General features: G+C 66.3%; 10 protein-coding genes and 1 pseudogene. 4 read left to right on the top strand and 7 right to left on the bottom strand.

Annotation, left to right across the window (positions count from 1 at the left end; all coding sequences use genetic code 11):
* Window positions 1–166 precede the first annotated feature (166 nt).
* The 4 genes and pseudogenes from ABZV93_RS24995 to ABZV93_RS24980 form a co-directional block, all read right to left on the bottom strand.
* A complete protein-coding gene (locus ABZV93_RS24995; RefSeq protein ID WP_354940382.1) occupies window positions 167–538 on the bottom strand; it encodes a single-stranded DNA-binding protein in 372 nt (123 codons plus the stop codon).
* A gap of 526 nt (window positions 539–1064) precedes the next feature.
* Window positions 1065–1319 carry a hypothetical protein gene (locus ABZV93_RS24990; protein ID WP_354940379.1) on the bottom strand — a complete coding sequence of 85 codons (255 nt, stop codon included), beginning with the start codon at window positions 1317–1319 and terminating at the stop codon, window positions 1065–1067.
* A gap of 153 nt (window positions 1320–1472) precedes the next feature.
* A complete protein-coding gene (locus ABZV93_RS24985) occupies window positions 1473–1727 on the bottom strand; it encodes a hypothetical protein (protein WP_354940376.1) in 255 nt (84 codons plus the stop codon).
* A 1192-nt stretch (window positions 1728–2919) separates the two neighbouring features.
* A pseudogene (locus ABZV93_RS24980) lies at window positions 2920–3247 on the bottom strand (transposase); the annotation flags it as partial.
* A gap of 309 nt (window positions 3248–3556) precedes the next feature.
* Here ABZV93_RS24980 and ABZV93_RS24975 point away from each other — a divergent pair.
* On the top strand, window positions 3557–4129 hold the full coding sequence (locus ABZV93_RS24975) for a YceI family protein (protein ID WP_354940374.1): 573 nt from the start codon (window positions 3557–3559) through the stop codon (window positions 4127–4129).
* Between the two features lie 434 nt (window positions 4130–4563).
* On the opposite strand, the gene ABZV93_RS24970 is transcribed toward ABZV93_RS24975, so the two are convergent.
* Window positions 4564–5676, bottom strand: a complete 1113-nt coding sequence (locus tag ABZV93_RS24970; RefSeq protein ID WP_354940371.1) for an LCP family protein — start codon at window positions 5674–5676, stop codon at window positions 4564–4566.
* Between the two features lie 1035 nt (window positions 5677–6711).
* Between ABZV93_RS24970 and ABZV93_RS24965 the strand changes: the two genes are divergently transcribed.
* From ABZV93_RS24965 to ABZV93_RS24955, 3 genes are all read left to right on the top strand, one after another.
* Window positions 6712–6936: a hypothetical protein gene (locus ABZV93_RS24965; protein WP_354940368.1), complete on the top strand. Its 225-nt coding sequence runs from the start codon at window positions 6712–6714 to the stop codon at window positions 6934–6936.
* 88 nt (window positions 6937–7024) lie between these two features.
* Window positions 7025–7828, top strand: coding sequence for a hypothetical protein (locus tag ABZV93_RS24960; RefSeq protein ID WP_354940365.1), 804 nt, complete (start codon window positions 7025–7027; stop codon window positions 7826–7828).
* Window positions 7825–8847, top strand: coding sequence for a hypothetical protein (locus ABZV93_RS24955; protein ID WP_354940362.1), 1023 nt, complete (start codon window positions 7825–7827; stop codon window positions 8845–8847). Before ABZV93_RS24960 ends, ABZV93_RS24955 begins: the two co-directional genes overlap by 4 nt.
* On the opposite strand, the gene ABZV93_RS24950 is transcribed toward ABZV93_RS24955, so the two are convergent.
* Both ABZV93_RS24950 and ABZV93_RS24945 read right to left on the bottom strand, forming a co-directional pair.
* Window positions 8842–9351, bottom strand: coding sequence for a hypothetical protein (locus ABZV93_RS24950; RefSeq protein WP_354940360.1), 510 nt, complete (start codon window positions 9349–9351; stop codon window positions 8842–8844). The two genes, ABZV93_RS24955 and ABZV93_RS24950, sit on opposite strands and share 6 nt — an antisense overlap.
* Window positions 9348–10106 carry an FG-GAP repeat protein gene (locus ABZV93_RS24945; RefSeq protein WP_354940357.1) on the bottom strand — a complete coding sequence of 253 codons (759 nt, stop codon included), beginning with the start codon at window positions 10104–10106 and terminating at the stop codon, window positions 9348–9350. The genes ABZV93_RS24950 and ABZV93_RS24945 overlap by 4 nt, the downstream gene beginning before the upstream one ends.
* Between the last annotated feature and the right edge of the window lie 293 nt (window positions 10107–10399).

Genomic DNA, 10399 nt, shown 5'->3' with positions numbered 1-10399 from the left:
CGTTCCTTCGACAAGACCGATCCTCCAACACGCAAGGGCATTCTCGCGTCACGACCCGCTCACCACACCCAGCCCATCGGCGGATCCGGGCTAAGTCCGGTTGTCTGTCGGGTCGTCTTCTCGGCTGTGTGGGGCCGTGTGGGGCTGTGTGTCTGGTGGCGTGTGGTCACTCGATGGCCCAGGGGTCGTTGGTTGGTGCCTGCTGCCGTTGGACGGTTTTGATGCTCTGGAGGGGCGTGGAGAGGTCGGTGGCCTTCACGCGGTAGTAGGTCTTGTCTCCGACTTCCCGCTGCTCCAGGCGGCCTGTGACGGTGACTGTGGAGCCTCGGGTGAGGTGTTCGGCGGCGGCTTCGGCCAGGGCGGCGAATGCGGTGATGTCGAGCCAGGTTGTGGCGCCGTCTTCCCACTGTCCGGCCTGGTTCTTCTTGCGTTCGGTGCAAGCGATCCTGAGTCGGGTGTAGGCGGTGCCGGTCCGCCCGTACTTCAGATCGGGGTCGGAGGCGACTCGGCCTGTGGCGGTGATGGTGGGCAGGGCCATGCGTTGTCTCCTAGCTGGCGGTGTATGGGTGGTTTCGCTTGCCTGTCCAAGCTGAGAACCGCTTGGTCAGGCCGAATGTGGATGATCTTCGGAGGGCGTCGGAGTAGGCCCGGGCGTAGGCGTCCGCTGGGTGGCCTGCCCCCACAGGGGTCGTCGGTCACGTCGGGCTCCGGGAGGAGTGGTGTCCCGTCCTCCCAGGCGTTTCCCGCCCATGGGTGCCCTGTGGTGATCGGTGTTCGGTAACTGACCCTCTACCTATGGTGGGAACCCCGTGGTTCTCCCTTTCGAGCGTAGAAAGGGAGCTGGATCCGCGCACGTTATGGGAGGCAGCTTTCATCTCCCTTTCTGGCCCTGATTGGGAGCTGGGGACCGCCCCCCTTTCGGGGGTGGGCACCAGGGCTCGAGCTCCGCCGTGTGCCGCAGAGCGGACTCCTGCCCTCGGTTGCCGCTTGTGAACAGCGGCACAAGGTCATCTGCGCGGCTCATGGTTTCCGCTTGCTCTGTTGGTGGTGGTCGTCGTGTCGGGTCAGCCGAGCAGCTCGGCGAGGCGACGATGATCGGGAAACCCGGCGGCGGTCGTGACGCCTGCCTCACGCGCCCACCCGCAGGCGGCGGTGCGATGGCGGCGGTGCGATGGCGGCGAGGCGTCACCCATGCGCTCACGCACCGGCAGCACCCACCCCCGCCGCGACATATACGTGCGGTACCGCACCGGGTCGTGCCACACGTGCGCGTCGGGGTCGAGCAGCTCGGGCGGCGGCCCGCCGACGGACGCCTGCACGGCCGCACGCCGCCGCCTCACGACGCCTCGCCGCCGTCGGCACCCGAGCGCGCCGGGGTGCCCCACCGGGCGCGGGCGGCTTTCTCGGCACGGCTCTGCCACCCCGACCGGATCGCCGCTTTCCCGCTCGGTGCGTCGCCCTCGCCCTCGATTTCAAGCTGTGCGAGCAGCCGCCCGAACGCGAGGCTGACTGCCGCAGCTCGACGAGCGCGGGTGCGTCTTGATGTCGTCGCGTGAGGTGGTCACGACCGGTCCGTCGGCGTCGACACGCGCCTGCAGGTCGTCGAGCAGGTCGAGCAGTCTGCAGACCTGTGTGAGCAGCTCGTGCTCGTGCCGCTCGGGGTCGTACTGCTCGGTCGCGTGCAGCCAGAACGCCGCGCCCCGAGTGCCGAAGTCAGTCAGAGACATGGGTCACGTCCTTGTTGGGATGAGTAGGCAAGCCGCCCCAAAGGGAGCTCTCTCCGACGGTCCTGCGTCGTAGCGGATCGGGGGTGCTCCGCCAGGGTCCTAACCGAACCTACGTGCGTTCGACCGTTCGGAGGTCCTCGAGCCAGTCGTCGCGTGTCGTGCTCGGTGGTCGCGCTCGTCGACGTCCTCGCGGTTCGCCTGCGTGGTCGCCGGTGCGCGCTGCTGCCTGCGGTCGTCGAGGGTCGGGGTGGTGCTGGCGGGCGCACGTCCCCTTGCTCAGTAACGTGCGCCCGCCTGGCGCTGGCAGGTCTGTGCGAGAACGACCTGACGACTCGCTCGCTGCCATCGTTCCGACGCCGGGCACAGTCGGCCGATTACTCCCGGCGGCGGTGACGTTCACGCCCGAGGGTGGTCATGGTCAGTCGGGCAGCGAGGTCGGGGGGTCGCCGACGAGCCGGTCGAAGGTCTCGGCGCCAAGCACCGCAGGGGCTCTCTCGGCCGCCGCCTCCAGTCGGGCGAGCAGGTCGACGTCGGTGTACCGCAGCTCCGGGATCGCCCGCCCGGTGTCGCCGGTGCGCATCTGCGCGGCCTGCGCTGCCTGGTGCAGAGAGGCGCGGGCGTTCCGCTGCGCCCGGCGGGCGATCCGCGACGTTACGGCGGCGTCGATGTCCCCGGCCGCGACGTCTCGGTCGACCTGCTCGGAGTGTTCGCGCTCGGTCTCCTGCAGGCTGTCGGCGAGCTCACGGAACCGAGCGAGCAGGTCCTCGTCGTAGCGGCGCACAAGCGCCTTCAGCTCGGCGTCACGCTGCTCGGCGCGGCGCTGCAGCTCGGCCTCGACCTCACGCGCTGCCGCAGCGGCCTGCGCGGCGTCGGCGTGGCGGGCAGCGAGCTGCGCGTCGGTCAACCCACCGAGGTCGGCGAGCTGGGATTCACTGAGATCGGCGAGGTTGCCGCCGGTGCGGGTCGGGCTCATGCGGTGGTCTCCTGGTCGTCGTCGGATGGTCTCGGCGCCGGCACCGGTGATGCGGGCGTGCGCGGCCTGCGCCGTGGTGGCGTACCCGAGCGCGATGCGCATGTGCGGGTCGAGCTGCTCGCCCCGCCGCTCGACGTCGCGCAGCGCCTCTATCTGCGGCGCGCCGCGGTCGGGGTTGTATCCCCGGGCGAGCAGGTCGTCGGCGCTGGGTGTTGCGCCGACCTCGTCCAGCGGCCGCACCGCCCACTGGTTCATCTCCTCGACCACCTTGTCGGTGATCCGGCTGACCGTCTCCTTGCTCACCGAGGCGCCGTAGATCTGTGCGAAGTGTGCGGAGATCTCCCCGGTGGTCAGGCCCTTGGCATACAACGCTCCTCGTTCAGAGCAGTCTCCAGAACCGTCTTCGTCAGCTGCTTCAACAGCCCGTCCGGCCCGGTCAGCGACAGGCCCTGTTCCCGAGCCCGACGCACCAGCTCCCTCGCGGCCTCCGCCTCAGCCCCTCCTCCGCCTTCTTCTTCGCAGTCACGCCCTGCAGTGTCACCGTCATCACGGCGCCTTCCCCGCCAAGCCCACGGCTCAGCGTGTCGGAGCCGGAAACACCGTTAATCCACAGTGCCCCCCGGCCGCGGCTGCCTCTCCGCGGCCAGGGCGACCTCGTCCGTGCAAAGGGAAAGGCGCGCCCGGAGGCTCGTCGACGCCCGTCCTGGACGCTCCCGAGGGTCGACAAGATTCTGGGTCTGGCTGCATCCGTGCGCTTACGTGTGGCCACAGTCAAAGCATGAGGCCACTGACGCGCCTGTCCGCAATTCCCCGAACCAGTGGAGCGGCGACCAGGCGACTCCGTAACCTCACAGGCATGGCAGCCTCGGCCGGCCAGGTCCGGCTTGGACCAGACAACGGACATCTCATCCTGCGTACCGGCCGTCAAGGCGTCGCGTCGAAGGTAGGACATGACCTGACGATCGAGGTAACCGACTGGTCAGCACAGCTGGATTTGCCCGCCGACACGCCGGCCGACGCGACGGTCACCGCGCAGATCAATCTGGAGTCGCTGCAGGTTCGAGAGGGCACTGGCGGCGTCAAGCCATTGACCGACAAGGACCGGGGCGAGATCCACGGCAATGCCCGGCGGATCCTTGCGGTAGACCGCCATCCCCATGCAACCTTCCAGTCCAGCCAGGTGACCCCCATTGCCAGCGGCGCCACGGTCACCGGAACGCTGACATTGCATGGCGCCTCAGCCCCCATCGAGTTGCACGTGCGCGAGGTGACACCACACCGGTACCACGGCACCGCTGTGGTAGTGCAGTCGGCATACGGAATCAAGCCCTACACGGCCTTTCTCGGTGCACTGAAACTTCGCGACGAGGTGGAGGTGGAAGTCGACATCGACTTGTCGGGGGCCGAGCGACCAACGCGGCCATCGTGAACTTCCCACGTGCCCACCCGAGATCAACCCCTAGTCGCGTGCCGTGATCACTCCATGCGCCGCAACACCTAGCATGCCGATGACTGTGCGGAGTCCGTCGAGCTGGGCGCGCATGACCAACTGAGGCAACTAGCCAGCGGGGAGGGGCCGGGCAGGTTGAGGACTCTCGAGGCGCACCCGTTTGGATCACCTGTCTCCCCTCGCCGGCATGGTCCAGGAGCGACCGCGGACAGCAACGGCGGTGGCCCCGATGGGCGGCGATCGAGTCCTGCCTTGCAAAGGCCATTCACCCACTCACGCAGTAGGAACAGGATGAGCCGGCCCGCGACGGGCAAGCGCGCCGATCCTGCTGGTCCGCACAGCACCTTTCAGCACTCAATCCAACCGCGAACCTGACGACTCCACATGGATCGACCACTTGGGCGACTCGATGTTCACCTGACATCGCGGCCGAGCACGTCATTCTTGCCGTGTGTCCGGAGCCACTCCTGGAGATCGTCAGAGCTGATGGCGCTCATAAGTGTCGATAGGTTTGCCTTGTCGAGGTATACCACCGACCGGCTGCCTTCCGTACCATAACCTTTCGTCGGTGCAGTCATGAACGTCACGTTGCCGGCGTGCAGATTCCTCATTTCGATGGCAAGGCTCCGAATTTCATCGCTGGTGAATTCGTCATCGACAGAGAGGTTCTGGCTGATCGCGGTGAGCATCCGGTCGAGCATGATCGGATGCGTGAGCGTTCCGCTGGACAGGACTTTACCCATCAGAGTCCGAAGAAAGTTCTGCTGTCTATCGATACGGCCGAAGTCACCACCTGGCACGTGGTGGCGCTCACGCACGTAGGCGAGCGCCTCTTCGCCGCTGAGTGTATGCGTACCAGGAGCATACTGCTTGCCGGTCGTCAGCCGGGTGTCGTGTTTAAAGGACATCTCGACGCCGCCTAGCGCGTCCGTTAGCGCCATGAACCCTGCCCAGTCTATTGCCGCCACGTGATCGATCCGCAGGCCGGTGAGATGTTCCATTGTTCGGACATAGAGCTGAGGTCCGCCAAAGGAGTAAGCAGCATTGAGCCTGTTCTTACCATGGCCAGGAATCGTCACCCATGAATCACGAGGGAACGAGATCACTTGCACAGACTTGCGATCGCTGGTGATGTGTAGGAGCATCAAAGTGTCGGCGCGCTGCCTACGACGCTTCCACGCATCGCCCTTGCCTTCGCCGGTCGTCCTGACTCCATGCGTCCTAGCGTCGCTTCCGGCGATCAGGACGTTGACGGCGTCGGCAGCGCTGTCGCCCGTCGGCTTCTTGGGCCGTTCGGCCTCCGGTATCTCACGCAACGCCGGGAATCTCTGGATGCGGTCGAACTTCTGAAAGTTGTGGAGGGTGGCAAGCGCAAGACCACCGACAATGAAGAGTGCTGTCGACAACAGGATGAGTAGGCCCACCCCGACACGGCGACTCACGGACCTGTGGGCGCGGCGCGAGGTTTCATGGCGGTGCCTGGTCGTGCGCAGTGTGTCGTCGACCTTGGTCCTGCGAGTGGTCATGCCAGACCTACGCTTCGCGATCCATTACGTGTGTTCTTTTCGGCATGCGTTTCTACCTCTGATGCGAGACGGAGCCTAAACACGCCGGGAGATGCGACTCCATCTGGCCGGAGACGGCAATCTTGATTCGTGTCGAGTCCAGGTAGACCTACCGTCGCCCCTAATGGCCACACACGTGACGTGGCGGGCCACGAGGATTGTCCGGGCAGCCAACTGTTGCGTCCATTGAGTGCCAGCACCATGCCGCGGTGGGCAGGTCTGCCTCCACGAACGCGAAATTGGCGGCGTCGCGGAGACGTCGAAGGTTCCATTCCTTGATCCGGCGTGGATAGTTCGGTATGAACCAGTCCACCCCGATCACCGTAGTAACCCGCGGCGGCAAAGCCTCCGCCACCTGACTTCCGATGAACCCCGGCCACGCCGCAGACGAGATAACGCACCCTGATCCCCTTTGCCGCCGCACCGGCCACGGCCTGAGATCCTCTCACCAATCGCCCTGGCCCTGTCCACCCCACGCTAGGTAGTCACAGGGCGCATGGACGGTCGAACGCAGAACATGACACTCCTTCTAATTCGACTGACCACACCAATTTTCCTGTTAGCTCCCGACATCGCCATGACCCCGCGAAGCGAAGTGTCAAGCAAAGCCATCGCGACAGTGAAGAACGGCTCCCCACCCGGCCTTCAGGGAACTCCAACTCCACTCCGAGGGTGGTGCCGGAAGGCTCCGGGATATTTGCCTGACCAGATGCCCCGGAATGGTCAAGGTTCGTCCTTGGCTTAATGGGCCATTTTAATCCTAATAGCCCCGTTTAATGGCGCCAGCTGACCGCTTTCGGTGCGGAACTATCGGTAGCCCGGTTGATGGCGATCAGCCAGGCGCGACGTCACACCATCTCCGGCCGGGACAGGTCGACGATGGTTGTTGCCGTGGCAGCGGGTATCCGAACGAGGTTCTTCGCGAGGTACTGCTCAGCGCTCGGTCCGTACCGGGGTCTGAGGAAGTGTTGAACGCGTCAGAATGTAGCGATCGGGTTGACCGGGCTGCCTGAGGTGCCGGCGAAGCGGATCGGCGCGACCGCGAGCTGGAAGTCCCACTGGCCGAGCTCGGCAGCCGTCGTCGCGCCGGGTGCGCAGGACAGCCGGACCAGCTTCGTGGTCGAGGACGGCGAGGTCGACGAACTTCGGGACGGAGGTCTGGTAGGCCCCGACGTGGACTGGCAGGTCGCACCGCGGACCATGGCCGGGAGCGTTCTTTAAACGTTCCATTGCCGGCCCCGCCACGGCAATCCAAGATCTTTAGATTCCTCTGCTGCTGCCAACCTCATGGCCAGCAAAGGGGACCGGCATGGATAGACATCTGCGGGGCGCAGCCACGACTGCTCGCGAAGTTTCAGTCAATGAATACTGCCAGTTTGCGGACCCCCGACATCCCCCCCGATCTACTCTCCATTCCGAAGGGATAATTCATGCGCGTCAGCGCCAGCGCCGACGCGTCACTAAAGAGGCCCGTCCCGGGCTTCTCGGTGTACGCGCCGGCCGCCGGACCCGCATCATCGCGGCCGGCGCCGCTGCTCTCGCCGTCGCCGGCGGGGGCATCGCCCAGGCATCGACCGACTTCTTTGGAACCGACCAGCTAGGCCAGAGCACAGACAATGGTCTGGTCGTGTCCTCCGACCAGTACCTCAATCCGATCGGGCGCCGGCTTGTCGTCAACAACCGCAAGATCATGTCGTCTTCGCTCAGCCCGGACGGCTACCACCTCGCGGTCTCGGTCACCGACGGCGGGATGGCGCTGGCCATCGTGGACCTGAAGGACTACAAGGTTCAGCAGCTCGTCGGCAACAACGCGAAGGCAGACCTGCGTATCAGCGGGAACGACGTGGGTCAGGAAGGCCCGACGTACTCCCCCGACGGCAAGCAGCTGTGGCTCGGGCAGATCAACGGCTATCGCAAGTTCACCGTGAACGCCGACGGCACGCTCGCCGACCCCACGTTCGTCACGATCCCCGCGGACGGCCCCAAACGCGCGCTGATGGGCGAGGCAGCCTTCTCCTCCGACGGCAAGACCGTCTACTCCGCCGTCAACGGCCAGAACCGAGTTGTGGCCATCGACGCCGCGACCGGGCCATCCAGCACAGCTGGGCCGTGAGAATAGCCCCGCGCGATCTCGCCATGGTCGGCAACAAGCTCTACGTCAGCAACGAGGGCGGCTGGCCGGCCAAGGCCGGCGATGCCACGCTGAACTCCTACAACACCGACGTGCCAGCCGACCCGAAGACTGCTGCGACCACGACCGGCACCGTCAGCGTCATCGACCTTGCCAACCCGGCCGCCGACGCCACGAGCATCGACGTCGGCCTGCACCCCACCGCGCTGTACGCCAAGAAGGGTGCATTGTTCGTCACGAACACCAACAGCGACACCGTCTCGGTCATCGACACCGCCAACGACGAGGTCGTCCAGACCATCGCCACCCAGCCCTGGCCCGAAGCCAAGGTGGGCTACGAACCCGACGCGGTGACGCTCACCGACGACGGCCACCTCCTGGTGACCCTGGGCCGCGCCAACGCGGTCGCGGTCTACCGCTACACCAAGCCGCTGGAGCCGGTCAGTTACGTCGGCCTGCTTCCGGCCGACTACTTCCCGTCGGAGATCACCACTGTCGGCGACGACGTCCTGGTCTCCAACACACGAGGCATCGACGCCCGCCGCCCCAACAACCCCGCCGGGCACGCCACCCACGACACCACGTCCAGCCTGCAGCGGTTCACCCTGCCGAACGACAACGCAATCCACGGCTACACGGCCAAGGTCTTCAAACAGAACGGCTGGATCACCAACTCGCTCGCGCTGAGCACCGGCAAGGGCGGCGTCGCACCGGTGCCGGTTCCGGTGCGCCTGGGCGACCCGTCGACCATCAAGCACGTCTTCCTGATCGTCAAGGAGAACCACTCCTACGACCAATTCTTCGGCGACATCCCACAGGGCAACGGCGACGCGTCGCTTACCCAGTACGGCGAGAACGTGACGCCGAACCAGCACGCCCTCGCCAAGCAGTTCGGCGTAGGTGGCCCGCATCCTACGGGCCGTCCGACGGCGGACGGTCGCGCAAGTAGCCAAGCGGGCATGCGATGGTCCGCTACTGCTTGTCGTTCGGCCTCGTCATAGCCGGCCTGGATTGCTGAGTGCGGCGCCGAACGCGCCGTTTGGTTCGCGTGGTCCTTTGGCCCCCTCGCTGCCGGCTGAGAAGAAGTAGTTGATGGCGCTCGATTCCGTACCTGGATCCCCCACGTAGCCGAACGCGCTGGGTTGGAGCTCGGCACCGGCGTGCTGGATGCCGGCAAGGGTCTCACCGGGTGCTCCGATGAGGAGATCTCCTTGGTTCCACCCGGCTACCATCACGATGGCTAGGGAGGCACCGAACAGGTCGCCGGTCTCTGCGCCTCCCCGGATCCCGCGGGTGTCCTGGCTGACGAGCTCTTCGGCGTCACCGTCGGCACTGGGCCCGCCCGGTTGGCCCCAGAACACCTGGACCGCCCCAGCCGCCGGCACTCCGCTGACACGATCACGAGGGACACCGACGACTATTCCTTCGGCGGCAGTGAGGTCCAAGATCTGCGCGACCGCGACGGTCAGGCCGAATTGGTCCCCGGCCTCGGCGGTTCCGGTCACGCCAGCGGTGTTCTGTGACCAGGACTCGTTCCCCGCTGCTGCGAGTCCGGTCGAGGCGCCGAACAGGATCGCGATTCCCCACTGCGGTTCTCCCCCGGGACACCGACCACCAGATCGTCACGCCCGTCAGGGGTGACAGCGCCAGCACCGAGGGCGGCACCGAACTCATCGTTGGGTTCAGCGGCTCCGACGATGCCGGCGCTGTTCTGCGACCAGACCCTCGACCCTGCGCCGGTCAGGGCGGCACCACGGCTGCCCGGCACCACAACCACGCCGCCGGAGCTCGAGTTCTCCCCTGGGACACCGATCGCCAGGTCGTCGATCCCGTCACCAGCGAAGTCGCCCACGGTCAGGCTGGCACCGAACCGCTCGGACGCCTCCGAAGCCCCCGGGACCAGCGCGGTCGACTGGGCCAAACGCACCGCATGGGTGGATCCGGCGTTCAGCCCGGCGGTATTGCCATAGACGACGAACACCGCACCCGCGGAGCCGCCCTCGCCGGGTGCACCGATGGCCAGGTCGGTGACGCCGTCGTCGTTGAGATCACCGATCGCCAGTACCGAGCCGGACCGCTCCCCCGCGCGGCGCGGACCGGGAATCGACGCGGCTCCCTCCAGCAGCATCTTGCTCCCGGTCGTAACGAGGCCACGAGCTGACCCGTAGAACACATTAACCGCCCCAGCGTTGCTGTCCTCGCCCGGAACACCGACCGCGGCGTCGGCGCAGCGGTCACCATTGAAGTCACCGGTGACCACGGCCGCACCGAAGTGGTCGTTCGCTTCCGACCCCCGGCTACACCCGTGGTGTCCTGGCTGATCCACTGATCGCCAATGGGGTTGTCCGGGCCGGGCTCGGTTGAGAGTGCATCTCCGCCGTAGAACACGTGGATCGCGCCGGCGGCCGAGTTCTCCCCCGGCGCTCCGATGACGGCGTCTCCGCGGTCCCTCTGGGGAGGGTTGCTGCCATCACCGTTGATGTCTTGGTTGGGTAACACCTGGGCGCAGACACTGGCCGCAGCGGCCCTGCCGATGGTCGTCGCACCCGCGCC

The organism is Actinopolymorpha sp. NPDC004070 (genome assembly GCF_040610475.1).
GTDB lineage: Bacteria > Actinomycetota > Actinomycetes > Propionibacteriales > Actinopolymorphaceae > Actinopolymorpha.
Note: the sequence above shows the minus strand (reverse complement) of the source record. Positions and strands in the feature narration are given on the sequence as shown.

What these genes read in the sequence shown, in the direction of transcription:
- ABZV93_RS24995 (WP_354940382.1), bottom strand. Translation starts at nt 538, where the DNA reads ATGGCCCTGCCCACCATCACCGCCACAGGCCGAGTCGCCTCCGACCCC.
- ABZV93_RS24985 (WP_354940376.1), bottom strand. Translation starts at nt 1,727, where the DNA reads ATGTCTCTGACTGACTTCGGCACTCGGGGCGCGGCGTTCTGGCTGCAC.
- ABZV93_RS24975 (WP_354940374.1), top strand. Translation starts at nt 3,557, where the DNA reads ATGGCAGCCTCGGCCGGCCAGGTCCGGCTTGGACCAGACAACGGACAT.
- ABZV93_RS24970 (WP_354940371.1), bottom strand. Translation starts at nt 5,676, where the DNA reads ATGACCACTCGCAGGACCAAGGTCGACGACACACTGCGCACGACCAGG.
- ABZV93_RS24960 (WP_354940365.1), top strand. Translation starts at nt 7,025, where the DNA reads ATGGATAGACATCTGCGGGGCGCAGCCACGACTGCTCGCGAAGTTTCA.